Origin of the sequence: Halorhabdus sp. BNX81, assembly GCF_029229925.1 — an archaeon.
In the GTDB taxonomy this organism is placed as follows: Archaea; Halobacteriota; Halobacteria; order Halobacteriales; family Haloarculaceae; genus Halorhabdus.
Genome location: NZ_CP107254.1, coordinates 2044374 through 2062097, shown reverse-complemented (window position 1 = coordinate 2062097; position 17724 = coordinate 2044374). Strand labels below are relative to the sequence as shown.

The following is a 17724-nucleotide window of genomic DNA, read 5'->3' as shown; positions in this document are numbered from 1 at the left end:
AGGCCCAGGTAGACAGCCATACGGAGCGTTGTCTGAGACGCTTTGGTTTGAAACCATTCGGCAAGAGCAGCGATCGCCAAGTCACCGATCCGCCCAGAACCGATCGATCTGGTCCGGCAGGAACTCCGGACTCATCGTCACGAACTCCTCGCGTTCGGCCGGCGAGAGGTAGCCGTAGACCGAATGCCGGGCGTCGGGCGTGTACCGTGCCCCGACCAGCGCCCGGACGCCCACCTCCTCAGCTCCGCGAATGACTCGACCGATCGCCTGCCGGGCGCGTCTGACCGCGGGGATCGTCAGCGCGTACTCGAAGGCGTGGTCCTCGCCGAAGACGTCGCCGTAGGCGCGTTGGACCGCCCGGACACGGGGCGAGCCGATGTTGACTAAGGGGACACCGACGACCGCCGCCGCTCGCAACTTCGCGCCGTCGTAGTCGACGCCCTCCGTGAGCGTGCCCCGCGTGCTCGTGACCAGTACTTTCCCCTCGCCGGCGAAGAACTCGCCTTTGAGATCCTCGGTCGCCTCGTTGCTGGAACTCTCGTCGACGAGGACGGGCTTCTCGACCGTGTCATCGAGATACGCGCCGGCCCAGGTCGCCTCGCGGTAGTTCGGCATCGCGATCAGGACGTTGCCCGGGTTGCGCGCGATGGCCCGGAGGACGTGGGCGTACTCGTCGCGGGTCGAGTTCCACTCGTTGCCAAGCGGTTCCATCGTTGCGGGGTCACCACGATTTCGCGCGGTGAACGGCGTCGCGTCGACGATCCAACTGGCGCGGTTCGCCGGCGGAAAGGAGAGGCCATAGGAGCGCGTCAGGACGGGACGGCCGTCGTCCTGGGCTGGGTCTGGGGGTTGCTCGCTGGTGTCCTCGTTTCCGTCTGCCAGCGCGTCCAGCCCGGCCACGCGCGTGAACACGTCGAGTGGGGCCAGCGTCGCGCTCATCAGCATGCCCCCGCCCACGTCGTCGAACGTCGACGCGAGCGATTCCGCCGGCAAGCAATCGAACAGCGTCAGCCCGGCGGTGTAGGTCGATCGCCAGCCTTCGATGCGCTGGTCGTCGCGGGGGGAGTGATCGAGTTCGATCTCCCGGAACGCCGTCGCGTGATCGCGCTCCCACCACCGGCTGGCGATCACGCCCGCCGCGGCGACGACTGGCGTCCGCCCGATACCAAGTTCCTCGCTCGCGTCCTCGACGGCCAGCCCGATCGTATCGAGTTGCCGAAAGAGGCCGCCGTCGTAACCCGCCTGTTCGGCCCACCGTGTGAGTTCGTCGGGTTCGGGCTCGTCGGGATTGCGTAGCGGGATTTCCAGACTATGCTCCGGCAGCGCGCCCTCGTCGGCCCGCCAATTTCGACCTACCTCGCTATCGAGATGTTCCGCGATCCGATCGTCGAGCCAGCCCAGCAGGTCGTCGTAGAAATCCTGGGCACGCTCGACGGCCTCGAGTGGCACGTCCTGGCTGCCGAGGTGGGCCCGGACCTCGCGTTTGTGATCCTCGCTCTGGCGGGCCAGCGAGAGCAACTGATGACAGTCGTTGCGCGCCTGGACGATCGTCTGGCGGCCGAGTCGGTCCGACAGCAGGTCCCGGACGCGCTCCTCCAAGCGGTGGGCCTCGTCGACGATCACGAACGTCCGCTCGTCGAGAATACCTTCGATCAGTCCCCTGGAAGCAGGGTCGAAGAGGTGGTTGTAGTTGCCGATCACCACGTCGGCGGCCCCGACGAGTGTCTGCATCGCCCGGTGGGGACAGGTCCCGCGCTCGACGGCTCCGGGCAGGTACTCCGCTGCAGTGACGACGTGCTTCTCGCCGGCGGAAAAGCCGAACGGCGAGCCGCGGTTGCGGGCGTACCAGTCAGCCTCGAAGGGGCAGTAAAGCGGCGGGTCCTCGCCGCCGATCTCGTCGGGGGCGGTCGGCTGGGTGCGGCGATAGGGGGATTGCGCGTCGGCGGTCGACAGTGTGCCGGCGATCGCCTGCTGGCCGCTCCCGCCGGGTCGGGCGGCTTTCGCCAGGTCGCTGCCCGTCTGTGGGTCCCACCACACGTCGTCGTTCCGCGGGCGGATCACGGCGTCGGCGACGGGGCGGTCGTCGCTCGATCCGTTGCTCTCGACGAGATCGGCCGTGTTCTCCCGGAGATCCTCACAGCGATCGTGGACGCTGGCGTCGGGCGGGAAGACGTCCTCGCGGCCATAGGGACAGAGGTCGCGTTTGCCGACAAGCGCCACGCCGGCGAGTGGTTCCGACAGGCCAGCGTTGAGTTGTCGGAGGTCGGCGACGAACTGGCGGCGTTGCTGTTTGACCGGCGTCACGACGAGCAGTCGCTCGTAGTCGTCCTCGCGGACGAGCGTCGCGCCGGCGGTGAGGGCAGCCATTGTCTTGCCAGTCCCGCAGGGGCCTTCCATCGCGAGAAAACCCCTTCGGCGACCCGCTGTGATCGCCGCCTCGATCGCGTCGGCCTGATCGTCGTAGGGCTGGCCAAACCCGAACACCTCTTGCCAGGCCGCGTCGGTTTCGTCCCGCGTGCCCATCGATACGGGTACTGGATCCCGGTCGGGTTTGAACCCACGGATTTGGGCAGCGCCTCGCCGGACGATACGGGGATCGATCTGCTTATAGTTCAGTTGTCGGCGTCCCGGGACTGAATCTCATTCATTGACATCGATAGGGATTTTTATAGGGTGTGCCAATCAATAGGCACCTGTGTCGGGGGCCGCCGAGATCATCGAAGCGATATTGGGGGAGTCCGGGCCGGACTACGAGTCGTTCTCCTTCGAGGAGACACCGGGCGACACCCGGACCGATAGTCACTTCGTCACCGTCGAGTACCAGGGCGAGTCCTACGAGGTCGTGGTCAAACTCGCCCCCGAGATCGATTCGACGTTTGCGGTCGAGCCGTTTCTCCACGAGTACGTCGCCGACCGGACCGACGTACCCCTCCCCGGAATTCTCGTCTTCAAGGAGGAACCCGAACAGGACGTCCCGCCGTATTTCATCACCGAACGCATCCACGGCGACAACCTCGATGAGCACTTCGAGAGCCTTTCGGCCGACGATCGGGGTCAACTCATGTATCGAATCGGTGAGATCCTGGGGGACATGCACTCGACTATTGCCTTCGAAGGATACGGACGGTTGGATCTGGACGACGGTCGACTCATCGTTCGGGACCTCTCGTGGGATTGGCGGGAGTACTTCGAGGGGCTCACCCACGGTCATATCGACCAGCTTGGCGGGACGACCTTCGAGGATCTGCAGCCGACCGCCCGCGAACGCCTGGCCGATCGACTCCCTGCCGTCCCCCAGCAGGGCGTTCCGCGACTCGTTCACGACGATTTCCGGCCGGGGAACCTCCTGATCGAACCCGATGGGCCCGAGATCTCGGCTGTCCTCGACTGGGAGAAGACCCTGGCCGGCGATCCGCTCTACAATCTCGCCCAGATCGAACTCCTGTTCATCGATTCGGTCTTCCGCGACCCGGACGAGCGTGAACAGTTACGGGAGCAACTCCACGAGGGATATCGCACCGAGACGGAGTTCGCTGTCGATGAGGGCTATGATGCCTGCAAACCCCTCTATCAGTTTTCGACACTCGTCTGGCGGATGGCGGGCTTCGACTCGATCTACGGTGACGCCTCGCCGCTGGCCCGCACCCGGGCCGAGGCGTATTACCGCGAGCAGTTCACGAACCTCGCCCGGACGCTTGAGACCGACCGCCAGGGTCGGTAAGTTCGATCGACCGGTCGGCGCCTCGGCACGTGCGTTTTTCACCCCGGAAGGCCACGGTTCAGGTATGACAGCTGACACCGACGGATCGATTCAGGAACGCCTCGGGACCGCGCTCCGGGAGCACGACGAAACCGTCGCAGTCGCCGAATCCTGCACCGGGGGGCTCATCGGATCCCTGCTGACGGACGTACCCGGGTCGAGTGACTACTTCGACCGATCGCTGGTAACCTACTCTTATGACGCAAAGCGAACGGAACTGGCCGTCTCCCGGGAAGCACTCGACGAGGAGGGGGCCGTCAGTGAACCCGTCGCCCGACAGATGGCGGGGGGTGTTCGCGACCGAGCGGACGTGACCTGGGGCGTCTCGACGACGGGTATCGCCGGGCCGACCGGCGGCACTGATGAAAAACCCGTCGGCACCGTCTTCGTCGGCGTGGCCTACGCCGCGCCGTGGGACACCGGCGACTCGGGAACGCGGGTCCGCCGGTACGAGTTCGACGGATCGCGGACCGAGATCAAGCGAAAAATCGCCGAACAGGCCCTCGCGGATCTGCTTTCGGCCTGTGAAGCCGGCGGCGTCTAGACGGACGAGAGACGAGCGTAGTCACGCTCACACGGATCGGGAGGGATCGGCCGGGGCGTTCCCGGTATTCACTCTTCGCTCCCGGCGAGATTTACACCGCCGCTGACGGAGAGGTCACCGTCGTAGATGATGCCGATCCCACCACCTCTGGACAGTCGTTCGTCAGTGACCGCCCAGGTCTCGGCGATGGACTCGTCACCGACAGTGACTGCACACCGATAGTCACCGACGTTCGAGACAAAGAACAATATTCCTGTCGACAAGTCTGTTGGGCCTTCCAGACGAACCGTCCCGTCGAACAGTTCTCCGTGCGGCCCGGTGACTGTCACTTCGAAATCATGCGGCTTCCCCGCCGGGTCCTGGTTCGCCACGGCGATGTGATTGTAGTCGGTTGGAACTTGGTGTGGCGGTTGCCCCTTCGGGCTATGGGGGTACAGTACCATGTTCGTGCCCGATTCGACGACCATCGTCGCCTCGCCGCGCTCGTCGTCCTCGCCCGGGGCCAGTATCCCCGTACACCCTGCGAGGCTCGCGATCCCACCGACACCGACGGCCGAAAGGTACGTTCGCCGGTTCATCCCCCCCAAAATATCACAGACTAGTGTAAAAATATGGCGGCGAACGGCCGCCGGCCGCCACCCGCAGACGGAACGCTTTCGGGGGCGGCCCACGTCGCTCCGGTCGATGAACAAGCGCGGACACGTGCTCAACGCCTTGCTTCTCAGTATTGGCCTCGGATACATCCTCGAACCGGCCGGCGACGTGGCTACCTTCGAGATGATCGCGGCCGTCATCGTCCCGGTGGTCCTCGGTGCGATGATCCCGGACATCGACACGGCCTTCGGTCGCCACCGCAAGACGCTGCACAATCTGTTCGTCCCGCTGGTCGTCGGTGCCTACCCGTACTACCACGGGAACCTCGAGTACGTCTGGATCGGCGTCCTGAGTCACTTCGCGCTCGACATCATGGGGTCGCGTCGCGGCCTCGCGTTGCTGTATCCGCTGACCGACGAGGAGTTCAACCTCCCGGTCGGCGTCCCGGTCGACAGCAAGTACGCCGACGCCATGATGCTCGCCGTGACTGGCTTCGAACTCGCGGTCGCGGCGGCGATCGTCTATGAAGTCCCCCAGTATGCCTTCGAGGAGGGGCTGCGGGCCGCCGGCCTGGCGTGAGTCGTTCAGTAGACGCTGGCGTCGTCGAACCGACCGTCGTAGGCCGGCTGTTCGGGATGTGTCGGCTCCGTTCCCGCGCGCAGGATTCGGTCTATCTTCCCCCAGGAATTCTCCCAGCCGAGGTGTGAGAACTCGATCGCTCGCCGGCCGTAGTGGGTGAGTCCGGTTCGATGCGCCGGTTCTCTGGGATCACCGGCTCGGAGCGCATCGACCAGGTCGCTCGCGTCGTCGATCTCCCGGTCGAAGGATGTCCAGATCTCGCCAACGGTCCCTGGCAGATGTGCGTACGAAGAGGCAAAGGCCGGCAGATCGAACTCGCGGGCGATCGACCCGGCGCGGCGCTCGTGGTGGGGCCAGTATTTCGGATTGTACGTCTCGACGGCGTCGATCACGTCACGATACTGTTCGATCTGCTCCGAGCCGAGGCTGACTGAGAGGAAGGACGGGTGGGGGATCAGGACGGCCGCCCCCTGGCGATCGAACTCTCTCATTGCCGCTTCGAGCGTGATGAAGTCCGGGACGGGCGCTTGGAGGCCGATCGCGAGGACGTGCCGGCGATTGCGCCACGACCCCGTGAACACCTCTCTGCCGGGGACGACAAGCAGTTCGTCGTCGGAGAAGCGTTCAGCCCTCGCTCTGATGTCGTCGAATCGCTGAAAGTGGGGGGCATAGACGAGCGCGTCCAGGCCGCGGGCTTTGGCGCGCCGGACGATCGCCTCGTCGAGGACCTTGACGTGGGGATCGACGGCAGTCACGGCGTCCGATAACCAGCCATCGAAGATATCCGTTCTGGTTCGGCGACGCGTCTCTGTGGACTGGCGTCAAGAGATGCTTTTATACCACTCTCCGGGTATACGTCAGGGTATGTCACGCTGGGAGTGCACAATCGAGGGATGTGGGGAGACGTTCGACCGGGTCGAAGATCTGATCGTCCATCAGTCGACGGGTCACGATCGCGTCGAGTGTGAGGTCTGTGGGACGGTCCTGCCGGACGGCTATTTCGCCATTCGCCACGCCTTCGAGGAGCACACTCGCGCCGAGTATGTCCGGTCGTACGACGCCAGCGCCGCCGAGGTCCGCCATCGCGAGAACGTCAAGGAGACCATCGAAGAGAAAGCCGATATTCGAGAGGTCGTCGACCGACTGGAAGGTGGCGACGGGCGGAGTTTCTGAGGTCGATCTCGCTGCAAATACTTTTGCCCGCGGCGGCGTAACCATTTTCTATGTACGTCCGGGACGCGAAAAACCGAGACGAAGTCTGGCTGCTTGACCGGATCGAGGAGATGGGCCTGGACGAGACGGCCTTTCGATCCCGCGATTACGTCATCGCAGTCGACGAACAGACCGACGACCGGACAGGCTTCGGTCGGATCCGTATCCACAAGGGTGAAGACGACGATGTCTGTGAACTCACGAGCATCGGCGTCCTGGAGGCCTGGCGTGGCCAGGGCATCGGCGCACACGTCGTCGAGCGGTTGGTCCAGGAGGCCAGCGACCAGGACTTCGAAACCGTCTACTCGCTGACCGACGAACCCGAATATCTCCGGAAGTTCGGCTTCGAACCCATCGATTCGAGTGATCTCCCACCGTCGTTGCAGGACCGGCTCGAAACCAAGCGCGAATCGCTCCTTCCGGACGCCGTGCCCGTCGAACTCACTGTCGAGGACTTTGCCATGCCACAGCGTTTCCGGGAGGCGTTCAAGGCTGCCGCGAAAAACGAGGGGCCAAGCGAACCCGAGGAGTCGGCCGAGGACTTCGGCATCGATCCCGACGAGGCGACCTACAAGTACGACACTGGCAGCTAACTCCGGGCCCTCTCTTAGCTCCTTCTTGCTGACTGTTTCGCTCTGTCCCCGTTTTCCCGATCAAGGTGACTTCCATGTCGCAGGCCGTATCACTAGGTTATATAATCTAGTAGTACCACGGTTCACGTGATGATGGCGACACAACTACAGCGCGCACGCGACGGTGAGGTCACGCCGGCGATGGAGCGCGTCGCCGAGCGAGAGAACCGCGATCCCGAGTACGTCCGCGAAAAGGTCGCCGCGGGCGAGGCTGTGATTCCGAACAACCACGAGCACGAGTCGATCGACCCGATGATCATCGGGAAGGACTTTTCGACGAAGATCAACGCCAACATCGGCAACAGCGAACCCGAAAGCGATATCGAAACCGAACGGGAGAAACTCCACACGGCCGTCGAATACGGCGCGGACACGGTGATGGATCTCTCGACGGGCGGTGACATTCCGGAACTTCGCGCCGGCCAGATCGAACACTCGCCGGTGCCGCTCGGGACAGTGCCGATCTACGAGGCGCTAAAGCAGGCCGGATCGCCCGAGGATCTCACGGCGGACCTCCTCCTGGACGTGATCGAGTCCCAGGCTGCTCAGGGGACTGATTACCAGACCATCCACGCCGGCGTCCTCAAAGAACACCTCCCGCTGACCGACGGTCGCATCACCGGGATCGTCTCCCGTGGGGGGTCGATCCTCGCCGAATGGATGGAAAATCACGGCGAGCAGAACCCCCTGTACACCCATTTCGACGAGATCTGTGCGATCCTCGCCGAGTACGACGTGACGATCAGTCTCGGCGACGGCCTGCGGCCCGGATCGCTCGCCGACGCCAACGACGACGCCCAGCTGGCGGAACTGGAGACGCTGGGCGAACTGACCCAGCGCGCCCAGGATCAGGGCGTTCAGGTCATGGTCGAAGGGCCGGGCCACGTCCCGCTGGACGAAATCGGCGAGCACGTCCGCCACCAGCAGGAGGTCTGTGACGGCGCGCCGTTCTACCTGCTGGGCCCGCTGGTGACCGACGTTGCACCGGGCTACGACCACATCACGAGCGCGATCGGCGCGACCGAGGCCGCCCGCCACGGCGCGGCGATGCTCTGCTACGTCACACCCAAAGAGCACCTCGGTTTGCCCGACGCCGAGGACGTCCGGGACGGCCTGGCGGCCTACCGGATCGCAGCTCATGCGGGCGACGTGGCGGCCGGGAAACCGGGCGCACGCGACTGGGACGACGCCATCTCGGAAGCCCGGTACAACTTCGACTGGCACGAGCAGTTCAACCTCGCGCTGGACCCCGACCGCGCTAAGGAGTACCACGATCAGACCCTATCGGAGGACAACTACAAGGACGCCCGCTACTGCTCGATGTGTGGCGCGGAATTTTGCTCGATGCGGATCGACCAGGACGCCCGCGAGGGAGAGGAGATGGCGGGACTGGACGCCGATGTTGATCTCGCAGACTCGGCGGCAGCCGACGTCAACCTGCCGCCGACGGGCAAACACGATACAAGTGGCCTGCCCACGGTGCCCGAGGCGTTGTGTGACCACGCCGGGGGCGAGGGTTTGCCGGGCGACGACTGATACGGATTGCTCTCACTGTTTACCGTGACGACCGCCCGACTGCGGGCGGTCGATATGGTACTGACTGAGAGCAATCCGTATGAAAGGACTGTCTGGCCGTCCACTGATCTTTTGCAGGTAGTTCCCGACAGACCCACCGAGTCACGGACTGTCCCTTCCTTCTCGGGCCATGCTGTAGCCAGTGCGTCTCAGTCACTCCGGCTGATATGGGTTGTTCGCGGTGTCGAGACGGCTGATGTCCTCGGCGGCGTCGAAGTCGTCGTCGAACGCGTAGAGGTACTGTCGTCCATTGGCTCGCATGAACGCGACAATGCAGGCGTCGACGAGCGAGAACGCCTTGTATTGTCGAAAGAGTGCTTTCGCCGTTGCGAACTCGTCAGCCGTCAGTGAGTCGATGTGAAACCGGGCGTTTTCTTCGATCCGATCGAGAAAATCCGTCGCAGCGTCGTGGCCGGCATGTGTCGTCAGCCCGTTCATCGTCTCCGCGAGCACGTAGTCGAGCACTACCGCTTCCGGAAGGGCTGTACTGTCGATGCCCTGTACAATGGGGAGCGCGTCGTCGTGTGCACTGTCACGGCGGTAGGCAGCCGCGAAGAGGACGCTTGTGTCGAGGAGTACCCGAGGCATTTATTCGACGGTGACGCCCCACGAGTCGTGTTCACGTTCGACTGTCGTCGTCTGATCGCCCTCGTAGCCGTCGAAGTCACTGAACGTGCCGCTTCGTTGCTGGACGACTTCCACGCGGAGCGTCTCATCGTCTTCGAGGTGCCAGCGGAGTCGGTCACCGTCGTCGATGTCGAGTTCCATCCGGATTTGAGCGGGAATGTTCGCCTGGTTCCCCGAGACCTTGCTCTCGGAGTTGATCTGCTCACTGCTCATAGACGAACGGAAGCGATGGCGCTTGATAAACCTAGTGTGCCTTCACACTAGCCCGGACAGGGTGATGACCATCCCTGGACATAGATGGCCAATTGCACTGATGACGGTTGCTGGAGCGCCTCACCCAATGAGACAGTATGGATGACTGCAAAACTCCCACTCGAAACCAAGCTTTACCCGCCACTCGCGGTAATCGCCGGTATGTCACAGAGCGATCCCGACGCCCAGCGCAACGTGCTGGGCGAGGCACTCGAACCCTGCAGCAAGACACTCTCGACGGGTTACCAGCGCGACGGTCACTGTACGGCAGTCCCCGGCGACCGCGGGTCCCACCACCTTTGTGCGAAAATGACCCAGGACTTTCTGGAGTTCTCCCGCGCGCAGGGCAACGATCTGGTCACGCCGCGGCCGCAACTGGACTTTCCGGGCGTGAATCCCAAAGATCACTGGTGTCTCTGTGTCGGCCGCTGGCTGGAGGCCCACGAAGCCGGCGTCGCCCCGCCGGTCGTTCTCGAGGCGACCAACGAAACAGTGCTGGAAGAAATCGAACTGGAGACCCTGCAAGCCCACGCCGTCGAGGAGTGACTGGCCGACTGTCCGCTCGTCAGATCAGACCGGGAACGTCGCTTCTCGCTCCCGACTGACTTCTCCGGGTTCGACACGCTCGCCATCCACCTCGACGGCCTGCCCGCTCGCCAACTTGCCGAACTTCGGCCCCTCCGGGACGCCAGCATCCGCGGCCAGTCCGGGGTCGAAGGCTTCTTTCCTCGCGACGACGCGATCGTCCCCGACCGTCACCTCGTCGTAGTCCATGCGGAGTACGTCCGCGAGCGCCTCGACCAGTGCAATTCTATCATCGCCGTCGACAACAGCGGCTCGACCGCCGACAAGCGTGGCGCTTTGCTCGGTGGTGAACGCGAGCGCGACACCCTCGACGGCCTCCCGGGTCGCCTCGCGGTCGATCCCCTGTGTCTCGTCGAGCAGCTCGCCCGGGATGTCGACGATCTCGAAGGCCCCATCGTATCCCCGAGCCGGCTCCCCGAAGCGAAGCCCGTCGTCGATGGCTGCCAGCCGGTTCTCGACGTGGCGGGCAACGGGCAGCGGGACGCCTTCGACCGCTCGAAGCCACGACTCGCCGACGATCTCGAATCCCAGGTCGTCGATCGCCCGTTCGAGACGCGGGCGATCACCGTCGATCAGGGCGTACTCGGCCGCGCTCTTCTCGAAGGCCGCCCGGAGCACGTCCTCGCTTTCGAGTGGATCGCCGAGTTCGTCCAGTCCCCAGTCAGCGGCGATGTGGCCCACGGCCCAGTCAGTCTCGCGGACGATACGCTCGAACCGGGGAACGTAGTGGTTCCCGTCGAACCCGACGAGGTGTCGGCGGGCGCTTGCCTCGCCGTCCTCTCGGGGCGCATCGGCCATGACTCCCCGCAGGTCGAGGATGGCCTGTGCGACCGCGCGGGCGGCGTCGGGGTCGTCCCACTGGTCGGGACCGCTGCCGACCTCGACGAACATGGATGGGGAACCAACCTCGGTCGGACCGTGGTGGGTGCACTCCATGCCGACCTCGTAGCCTGCCGGCGCGTGCTCGGCCAGCGCGTCGAGGACGCGGCTATGAGCGTTCGGTGCGGCGCGGGCGAGGTCACGGTCCGCGCCGCCGTACTCGGCCGGCCCGAAGTTGCCGGTGTGGTGGGCGGTCAACAGTGGCCCGGTCTCCCCGGAGTGCCGGGACGCGAAGACGACGAGATCGGGGTCGTCGAAGGCCGCGGCCACGCCGTCGAGCTCGAGGTGCCATTCGTCGAAGACGCGCATTTCGAAGCCGTCGGTGCGGGAGACCTCGCCACCACCCTCGCCAGGGGATCGACTTTCGTCACGGGTCGTCGTCCAGTCCGCCACTTCCAGGAGGTGCTCGTGGATGTGTTCCGAGGCGCGATCAGCTGTCGAGACGACGATGCCGATCATGAATAGCCCTGCTTCGGGCGCGGTACTTTACTCGATATCGAAGTCGCTCCGGCGACCGAACGCCGTCTGGACTACTTCGTAGGTCATGCCGAGCATCTCCTTGACAGCCTTGCGGCGGCGGACGAACATCGCCAGCCCGATGAGGAGGTAGACGGCGGTGTAGCCGAGCAGGATCTGGTGGCTGAGTGCTTCGGGATGGGACAGCGAAAGGACGTTCAACACCATGAACTCGGCGAACACTTGGCTGACGAACAACACGAGCAACGCGACGGCCTCCCGGAGGCTGATGTTGAAGTTGACCAGGATCGCCAGCGCGAAGAACGACTGGGCGGCCGTGATCCAGATCTCCAGGCTCTGCTTATAGTCGAATTCGAGGACGCCGACCCCGCCCGCCGCGATCGAGTAGACGATCGCGAGCGTCCCGATCAACAGCGTCCACTGGTTGAGTTTCGAGGAGATCAGGGCGTTGAACCCGGCCGAGGATCGGGCTTTGTTGACGAGATAGACGACGACAATCAACTCGGGTGACTCGCTTGCCAGCGGGGCGATCCACTGGATCATGAAGAACTTCGGCACGCCGTACTGCAGGCCGAGGTTTTCGAGGCCGTGGGCGAACGGTTCGACGGCGATCAGGATCATGACGCCCGAGTAGATGAACAGCGAGAGGACGGTCGCGATCCGCTTTGGTTTGCGGTAGGATTGAAGATAGCCCGGGACACCGATCTGCTCTTCTTCGGTTTCGATGCCGGAGCGAATGATAATCAGGATGTAGCTCACGTACAGGCCGACGAGGACGACGGTGTCGATCAGGTCGATGCCGCCACCGAGCGGGACCAGAAACGCCCACAGCGTCGCCAGCCAGAGGAACGTGATCTCGGTCGTCAGCGCCTTATCGAGCGTCACGACATCGGCGAGGAAGCCGGATCGCTTCTCGACGTTGTCGTCCCGAACCTTGTAGGCGCGATAGACGGTGAACAACGCGATCCCGGACCACCCCAGGCCGATCAGGATCCGGTTGGCTCCGGTCATGTTCGCGATGGCGAGGTTGCCGGCCTCCGCGCCCGCGGTGGTCCCGGCTTGCGCGCCGGCGTCCCAGGCGTACAGCGCGTCGACGGCGTACTCCGGGGCGACGGCGAGGACCGCGAGGACGGCGAGGGCGAACGCCCGGGGGACGTCCTTCTCGGCTGTTTCGGCCCCCCACGCGAGCAGGAACGACGCGCCGACGACGGCCAGTCCGGTCACCAGGACGGTCGGGCCCGTCGAGAGCGCGATCCCGGCGTCGATCGGCATCCAGTCGAGTCCAGCGGCGAGCCGTGACAGTTCGACGACGACCCACGGCAGCGTCAGTACCAGTGCAGCGGCGACTGCCGTCAACGGATGGCGTAGACGAGACACACTGCGTGCTTAGCCCTCCCAAAATAATGTCTTGCGGTGTGGAGTGCCCGTGTCACACAGTGACATCGCAAGGGGCCACCGGTCGACGCCGTCACTGCCGACCGTCGTGGTTTTGACGCTCCCGGCCGTCGCCCTCGCTATGGACGTGTACGGACTCCTTGGCAACCCCGTGAAACACTCGCTGTCGCCGCCAATGCACGAGGCGGCCTACGACGAACTCGGCATCGACGCACGATACGTCACCTTCGAACCACCGGTCGACGCGGCACGCGAGGCCGTCGAGGCGGCCGAAACCCTCGGCGTCTCTGGACTCAACGTGACGATCCCGTTCAAACAGGACGTTCTCAACGCGGTCGCGGTCGACGACCTGGCCGAGCGGATCGGCGCGGTCAACACCATCGACTTCAGCGGTGATCAACCGACGGGGCACAACACCGACGCGATCGGTGCCGTGCGGGCGCTCACACGTCACGGTGTGGCACTCTCCGGGCAGGCGGTCGTCGTCGGAGCGGGCGGGGCTGGTCGCGCGATCGCCTTCGGTCTCGCTGACGAAGGCATGGACGTCGCGATCGCCAACCGGACCGTCGAGACGGCCCACGCCCTCGCCGAGGAGGTCCCGGGTGCCAGCGGGCATGGCCTCGATTCGCTGGATTCGCTTCTGGCGGACGCGGACGTCCTCGTCAACGCGACGAGCGTCGGGATGGACGAGGACCGATCGCCAGTCCCCGCGACGGCGCTGCACGCCGACCTGGCGGTACTCGATGCAGTCTACAGCCCGATCGAGACGCGATTGTTACGCGAGGCGGCCGCGGCGGGTGCGACGACCGTCGATGGTGCCTGGATGCTGCTGTTCCAGGGCGTCGAGGCCTTCGAGCGCTGGAGTGGGCAAGACGCTCCTGTCGAGGAGATGAACGAGGCACTTCGTGAACGCCTTTAAGTCCTGGGGTGTGTATTGACGACTATGGCACTCTTCCAACAGATCAAGGAACTTCTCGGTCTCAACTCGGGGGAGTCTGATACCGAGATGCCAAGCCAGAACGCGGGGGAAACCGAGAACGTGGCCGTCACGGTCGAGCACGAACCGGATACCGAAAGTGAGGATGCAGTCAAGGGAACCAGAGCGGTCGCAACCAGCGAGTCGCGCGTGGACACGACCAACGCCGAGGCGGACGGAGACGAGCCGGATCGTTCCGCCGAGTCGGACGCCGAGGGATCCGATGCGTCGGTCGAGTCGGATGCGGACGAACCGGACGGAGCAGCCGAGGTGGACGCTGCTGAATCTGCCGAGTCCGTCCAGACGGACGCCGACGAACCCGGTGACGTGGGAACAGATACATCCGAAACGTCTGTCGAGTCGGGAGCGTCCGATGAGCACGAGATGACGGAGACGACGGACGACGACTCGGATGAAGCCACCGTGGCGTCGGCATCTGAACCATCGGGGCCAGCGAGTACCGAAGACGTCCAGTCGATCAACGGGATCGGGCCGGCCTACGCCGAGCGACTCGCGGAGGCGGACATCGAGACCGTGGGGGAACTCGCTGCCGCGGACGCCGACGCCGTCGCCGAGACGACGGGCATCGCGCTCTCGCGCGTCGAGGGCTGGATCGACCAGGCCGGCGAGTGAGCACTCGCCAGCAGTCGGTCTTGCGAGTTGTGCCCCGATCGTAACACGATTAGTAGTCCTCCGTCTGTGTGAGTGTAATGACGGACCCGGAACTCGTGACCGACCTGGCGACGTTCCGCGCACGTGCGGCCGGGGCGGATTCTGGCGACCGCGTCCCGGTCGAGGCTCGCGTCACGGTCACGGATCCCTACGAAGCCTACCGGCGCGCGCGCCGGTCGACCGGCGGCTGTGTGCTGGAAACTACCGGCGGCACCGAGGGCTGGAGTTACTTCGGGGTCGAGCCCATCGAGTGGCTGACTGTCGACCCGGGCGAGGACACGATCGGACGGCTCGTCGATCGACTCGGCGAGGAGCACCTTCATCGCGCCGGGACGGACGTTCCCTATCCGTGCGGTGCCATCGGGTGGCTCTCCTACGACATCGCCCGGGAGATCGAGGCGCTCCCCGGCTCGGCCGAGCGCGACCGGGACCTGCCACGCCTGCAGGTGGCCGTTTACGACACGCTGGTCGCCTGGGAGGAACCCGCCCAGGCTCCGGTGACGCTCCGCGTGACGGCGTGTCCGACGGTCGACGGCGATCCCGACGCGGCTTTCGAGCGTGGGCGCGAGCGCGCGCTGGAGCTGGCTGGCCGCGCCATCGACGGCGACCCCGGCGTCGAAGAGCCGTCGGCGACGGGGCCGGTTCGCTTCGAGAGCGACACCGGTCGGGAGGCCTTCACCGACCGCGTCGAACGCGTCAAGGAGTACGTTCACGAGGGCGACACCTTTCAGGCGAACATTTCCCACCGGTTGGCCGCGCCGGCGGCGGTCCACCCGGTCGAGGCCTTCCAGTCGCTCCGGATCGGCAACCCGGCCCCGTACTCGGCGCTGCTGGAATTCCCGGCCGCCGACCTGGTGAGTGCCAGTCCCGAACTCCTCCTCCATCGCGAGGCCGACCGGCTGGTCACCGAACCGATCGCGGGGACGCGGCCGCGCGGCCGAACGGCCGACGCCGATGCCGGGCTGGAGAGGGAACTCCGGGACGACGAGAAGGAACGCGCCGAACACGCGATGCTGGTCGACCTCGAACGCAACGACCTGGGCAAGGTCAGCGAGTACGGGAGCGTCGATGTCGAAGAGTACCGCCGGGTGGATCGCTACTCCGAGGTGATGCATCTCGTCTCGCTGGTCGAGGGGCAACTCAGGGACGATCAGGACCTGGCCGACGCGATCCGCGCGGTGTTCCCGGGCGGGACGATCACTGGCGCGCCCAAGCCACGGACGATGGCGATCATCGACGAACTCGAGGCCACTCGAAGAGGGCCCTACACGGGCAGCATCGGGATCTTCGGCTTCGACGACCGGGCGACGATGAACATCGTCATCCGGACGCTCGTCCGGCACGGCGAGCAGTACCACCTTCGCGTCGGCGCGGGGATCGTCGAGGACTCGGTGCCCGACCGGGAGTACGACGAGACCCTCGACAAGGCCCGGGCACTGGTGACCGCCGTCGACGACGCGCTCGCGGACGGGACGGACCTCTCGGTCGTCGAGCCCTCCCGCGCGAGAGGTGCCGGGCGACTGGACGCGGGCGAAGAGGGGGCGTCCGGGCGGCCGGAGGAGGGCGAGGATGGCTGAGCCGACGGTCCTCGTCGTCGACAACTACGATTCGTTCGCCTACAATCTCGTGCAGTACGTGGGTGAGGTGGTCACGACGGACGCGTGGCTCCCCGGCGTCGACGGCGAGGTCCTGGTCCGGCGCAACGACGCGGTCGACCTCGCGGACATTCGGACGCTGGACCCGGACGCGATCGTCGTCTCGCCCGGCCCGGGCACCCCGCAGGATGCCGGCGTTTCGATGCCCGTTTTCGAGTCACTGTCGACACCCGCACTGGGGGTCTGCCTCGGTCACCAGGCGCTGTGTGCCGCACACGGCGCGTCAGTCGGCCACGCCCCGGCGGTGGTCCACGGCAAGTCCTCGGCGATCACCCACGACGGGCGGGGCGTCTTCGCCGCCCTCCCACAGGAGTTTCCGGTCGGCCGGTATCACTCCCTGGCTGTCGAACGCGACGCCCTGCCCGACTGTCTGGAAGAGACGGCCCACACCGACGACGAACGGTCGGTCGTCATGGGGGTGCGCCACCGCTCGAAGCCCCACGTCGGCGTCCAGTTCCATCCCGAGTCGATCCTGACCGAGCACGGCAAGGCCATGATCGCCGCGTTCCTCGAGCAGCACGTCGTTTGACGCAGGCGACGTGCTCCCGGTCAAATGGACGTTTGACCGTGAGCAGGGCTTTTCGGCTCCGGGTACATCGGCATGGATATGCTCAGGGACACGTCTCTCGCGCGTTCGGCTATATCGCCCGCCCTTCCACCCAACAGTCGCCCCGATCAACAGGTCGGGTGTCGAGATGCGTAGACGGCGCTTTCTCGCGGCGGCGGGTGTTGCCGCTGCCGGCGCGAGCGCGGGCTGTGGTGCGCTCAGATCCGAGACGACGCTTTCGGACCCGACCCGTCACTCCGACGCCCAGGGGGTAGCCAGCATCCACTTCAGCGAGGACGGCGAGGAGGTCGGCCACTTCGGCGTCAACGGCGGCGTCGCCGACGGCGTGGTCCCGATGTCGACCGAGATCTGGCACCGCGAGGGGACGACTGTCGAGTCCGTCCGGCTGCGCGTCTGGATGCCCGACGCCGAGACGCCTGCGGACGTGGCGGTCGTCTCGCCGGTCGAGGGCGACAGCTCGCCGCCGCCCGAGGTCAGGCTGTATTCGCCCGACCGGAGACCCGGAACGGTGATCGAACTGTCCGACCTCGACGACCTGGCCGACGAGACCATCAGCACGCTCGAGTGCATCGTCCGCCCGTGGTCGGAGACGGCCACGACGGTCGCCTTCGACGTGACGATGACACTCGCCGGCGGCGGGATGCTGGGAACCGATTACGAACTCGACGGCGAACTCCGACTCGAGTACCCCGCCCTGGCCGAGTGATCGAACGCCAACACACAAGCCCCGGGCCCCCGTTGG

The 17724-nt window shown here is 65.4% G+C and carries 19 protein-coding genes; 12 read left to right on the top strand and 7 right to left on the bottom strand.

All coding sequences use genetic code 11. The features are described from left to right. Nucleotides 1-81: 81 nt before the first annotated feature. Nucleotides 82-2523 (bottom strand): ATP-dependent DNA helicase, encoded by a 2442-nt coding sequence (locus HBNXHr_RS10445; RefSeq protein WP_275882071.1) that lies wholly within the window; start codon nt 2521-2523, stop codon nt 82-84. A 172-nt stretch (nt 2524-2695) separates the two neighbouring features. Between HBNXHr_RS10445 and HBNXHr_RS10440 the strand changes: the two genes are divergently transcribed. Both HBNXHr_RS10440 and HBNXHr_RS10435 read left to right on the top strand, forming a co-directional pair. Further along, nucleotides 2696-3721, top strand: coding sequence for a phosphotransferase family protein (locus tag HBNXHr_RS10440; protein ID WP_275882070.1), 1026 nt, complete (start codon nt 2696-2698; stop codon nt 3719-3721). 64 nt (nt 3722-3785) lie between these two features. Continuing rightward, nucleotides 3786-4304: a CinA family protein gene (locus HBNXHr_RS10435; protein WP_275882069.1), complete on the top strand. Its 519-nt coding sequence runs from the start codon at nt 3786-3788 to the stop codon at nt 4302-4304. Nucleotides 4305-4372: 68 nt separating this feature from the next. Here HBNXHr_RS10435 and HBNXHr_RS10430 read toward each other — a convergent pair whose 3' ends face one another. Next, the gene (locus HBNXHr_RS10430; RefSeq protein WP_275882068.1) at nt 4373-4882 is read right to left on the bottom strand and encodes a hypothetical protein; all 510 of its coding nucleotides are present in this window, start codon (nt 4880-4882) and stop codon (nt 4373-4375) included. Between the two features lie 106 nt (nt 4883-4988). On the opposite strand from HBNXHr_RS10430, the gene HBNXHr_RS10425 reads away from it, so the two are divergent. Beyond that, nucleotides 4989-5477, top strand: coding sequence for a metal-dependent hydrolase (locus HBNXHr_RS10425; protein WP_275882067.1), 489 nt, complete (start codon nt 4989-4991; stop codon nt 5475-5477). 5 nt (nt 5478-5482) lie between these two features. Here HBNXHr_RS10425 and HBNXHr_RS10420 read toward each other — a convergent pair whose 3' ends face one another. Then, nucleotides 5483-6232, bottom strand: a complete 750-nt coding sequence (locus HBNXHr_RS10420) for a PHP-associated domain-containing protein (protein WP_275882066.1) — start codon at nt 6230-6232, stop codon at nt 5483-5485. A gap of 109 nt (nt 6233-6341) precedes the next feature. On the opposite strand from HBNXHr_RS10420, the gene HBNXHr_RS10415 reads away from it, so the two are divergent. The 3 genes from HBNXHr_RS10415 (at nt 6342) to thiC (ending at nt 8857) form a co-directional block, all read left to right on the top strand. Continuing rightward, nucleotides 6342-6650 (top strand): C2H2-type zinc finger protein, encoded by a 309-nt coding sequence (locus HBNXHr_RS10415; RefSeq protein ID WP_275737152.1) that lies wholly within the window; start codon nt 6342-6344, stop codon nt 6648-6650. A 50-nt stretch (nt 6651-6700) separates the two neighbouring features. Further along, nucleotides 6701-7282 (top strand): GNAT family N-acetyltransferase, encoded by a 582-nt coding sequence (locus tag HBNXHr_RS10410; RefSeq protein WP_275737151.1) that lies wholly within the window; start codon nt 6701-6703, stop codon nt 7280-7282. A 129-nt stretch (nt 7283-7411) separates the two neighbouring features. Further along, nucleotides 7412-8857, top strand: a complete 1446-nt coding sequence (gene thiC, locus HBNXHr_RS10405) for a phosphomethylpyrimidine synthase ThiC (protein ID WP_345893709.1) — start codon at nt 7412-7414, stop codon at nt 8855-8857. Nucleotides 8858-9049: 192 nt separating this feature from the next. Here the strand turns inward: thiC and HBNXHr_RS10400 are convergent, their stop codons facing one another. After that, entirely contained in the window at nt 9050-9484 is a 435-nt protein-coding gene (locus HBNXHr_RS10400) for a PIN domain-containing protein (RefSeq protein WP_275882065.1), read from the bottom strand. After that, nucleotides 9485-9736 (bottom strand): AbrB/MazE/SpoVT family DNA-binding domain-containing protein, encoded by a 252-nt coding sequence (locus tag HBNXHr_RS10395; RefSeq protein ID WP_275882064.1) that lies wholly within the window; start codon nt 9734-9736, stop codon nt 9485-9487. Nucleotides 9737-9937: 201 nt separating this feature from the next. On the opposite strand from HBNXHr_RS10395, the gene HBNXHr_RS10390 reads away from it, so the two are divergent. Continuing rightward, on the top strand, nt 9938-10321 hold the full coding sequence (locus HBNXHr_RS10390; protein ID WP_143920377.1) for a DUF2237 domain-containing protein: 384 nt from the start codon (nt 9938-9940) through the stop codon (nt 10319-10321). Nucleotides 10322-10345: 24 nt separating this feature from the next. On the opposite strand, the gene HBNXHr_RS10385 is transcribed toward HBNXHr_RS10390, so the two are convergent. Then, complete coding sequence (locus HBNXHr_RS10385) at nt 10346-11698, bottom strand: D-aminoacyl-tRNA deacylase (RefSeq protein WP_275882063.1); 1353 nt, start codon at nt 11696-11698, stop codon at nt 10346-10348. A gap of 27 nt (nt 11699-11725) precedes the next feature. Further along, nucleotides 11726-13093: a sodium:calcium antiporter gene (locus tag HBNXHr_RS10380; RefSeq protein ID WP_275882062.1), complete on the bottom strand. Its 1368-nt coding sequence runs from the start codon at nt 13091-13093 to the stop codon at nt 11726-11728. A 139-nt stretch (nt 13094-13232) separates the two neighbouring features. Between HBNXHr_RS10380 and HBNXHr_RS10375 the strand changes: the two genes are divergently transcribed. The 5 genes from HBNXHr_RS10375 (at nt 13233) to HBNXHr_RS10355 (ending at nt 17688) form a co-directional block, all read left to right on the top strand. Then, the gene (locus tag HBNXHr_RS10375) at nt 13233-14030 is read left to right on the top strand and encodes a shikimate dehydrogenase (RefSeq protein WP_275883716.1); all 798 of its coding nucleotides are present in this window, start codon (nt 13233-13235) and stop codon (nt 14028-14030) included. Between the two features lie 24 nt (nt 14031-14054). Further along, the gene (locus HBNXHr_RS10370) at nt 14055-14720 is read left to right on the top strand and encodes a helix-hairpin-helix domain-containing protein (protein WP_275882061.1); all 666 of its coding nucleotides are present in this window, start codon (nt 14055-14057) and stop codon (nt 14718-14720) included. A gap of 77 nt (nt 14721-14797) precedes the next feature. After that, the gene (pabB, locus tag HBNXHr_RS10365; protein WP_275882060.1) at nt 14798-16336 is read left to right on the top strand and encodes an aminodeoxychorismate synthase, component I; all 1539 of its coding nucleotides are present in this window, start codon (nt 14798-14800) and stop codon (nt 16334-16336) included. Then, complete coding sequence (locus HBNXHr_RS10360; RefSeq protein ID WP_275882059.1) at nt 16329-16943, top strand: aminodeoxychorismate/anthranilate synthase component II; 615 nt, start codon at nt 16329-16331, stop codon at nt 16941-16943. Before pabB ends, HBNXHr_RS10360 begins: the two co-directional genes overlap by 8 nt. Before the next feature lie 166 nt (nt 16944-17109). Then, entirely contained in the window at nt 17110-17688 is a 579-nt protein-coding gene (locus HBNXHr_RS10355; RefSeq protein ID WP_275882058.1) for a hypothetical protein, read from the top strand. Nucleotides 17689-17724: the final 36 nt, after the last annotated feature.

Excerpts from the sequence above, each read along its gene's own strand:
- HBNXHr_RS10445 (WP_275882071.1), bottom strand. The coding sequence starts at position 2,523 with ATGGGCACGCGGGACGAAACCGACGCGGCCTGGCAAGAGGTGTTCGGG.
- HBNXHr_RS10435 (WP_275882069.1), top strand. The coding sequence starts at position 3,786 with ATGACAGCTGACACCGACGGATCGATTCAGGAACGCCTCGGGACCGCG.
- HBNXHr_RS10430 (WP_275882068.1), bottom strand. The coding sequence starts at position 4,882 with ATGAACCGGCGAACGTACCTTTCGGCCGTCGGTGTCGGTGGGATCGCG.
- HBNXHr_RS10425 (WP_275882067.1), top strand. The coding sequence starts at position 4,989 with ATGAACAAGCGCGGACACGTGCTCAACGCCTTGCTTCTCAGTATTGGC.
- HBNXHr_RS10415 (WP_275737152.1), top strand. The coding sequence starts at position 6,342 with ATGTCACGCTGGGAGTGCACAATCGAGGGATGTGGGGAGACGTTCGAC.
- HBNXHr_RS10410 (WP_275737151.1), top strand. The coding sequence starts at position 6,701 with ATGTACGTCCGGGACGCGAAAAACCGAGACGAAGTCTGGCTGCTTGAC.
- thiC (WP_345893709.1), top strand. The coding sequence starts at position 7,412 with ATGATGGCGACACAACTACAGCGCGCACGCGACGGTGAGGTCACGCCG.
- HBNXHr_RS10400 (WP_275882065.1), bottom strand. The coding sequence starts at position 9,484 with ATGCCTCGGGTACTCCTCGACACAAGCGTCCTCTTCGCGGCTGCCTAC.
- HBNXHr_RS10395 (WP_275882064.1), bottom strand. The coding sequence starts at position 9,736 with ATGAGCAGTGAGCAGATCAACTCCGAGAGCAAGGTCTCGGGGAACCAG.
- HBNXHr_RS10390 (WP_143920377.1), top strand. The coding sequence starts at position 9,938 with ATGTCACAGAGCGATCCCGACGCCCAGCGCAACGTGCTGGGCGAGGCA.
- HBNXHr_RS10385 (WP_275882063.1), bottom strand. The coding sequence starts at position 11,698 with ATGATCGGCATCGTCGTCTCGACAGCTGATCGCGCCTCGGAACACATC.
- HBNXHr_RS10375 (WP_275883716.1), top strand. The coding sequence starts at position 13,233 with ATGGACGTGTACGGACTCCTTGGCAACCCCGTGAAACACTCGCTGTCG.
- HBNXHr_RS10370 (WP_275882061.1), top strand. The coding sequence starts at position 14,055 with ATGGCACTCTTCCAACAGATCAAGGAACTTCTCGGTCTCAACTCGGGG.
- pabB (WP_275882060.1), top strand. The coding sequence starts at position 14,798 with ATGACGGACCCGGAACTCGTGACCGACCTGGCGACGTTCCGCGCACGT.
- HBNXHr_RS10360 (WP_275882059.1), top strand. The coding sequence starts at position 16,329 with ATGGCTGAGCCGACGGTCCTCGTCGTCGACAACTACGATTCGTTCGCC.
- HBNXHr_RS10355 (WP_275882058.1), top strand. The coding sequence starts at position 17,110 with ATGCGTAGACGGCGCTTTCTCGCGGCGGCGGGTGTTGCCGCTGCCGGC.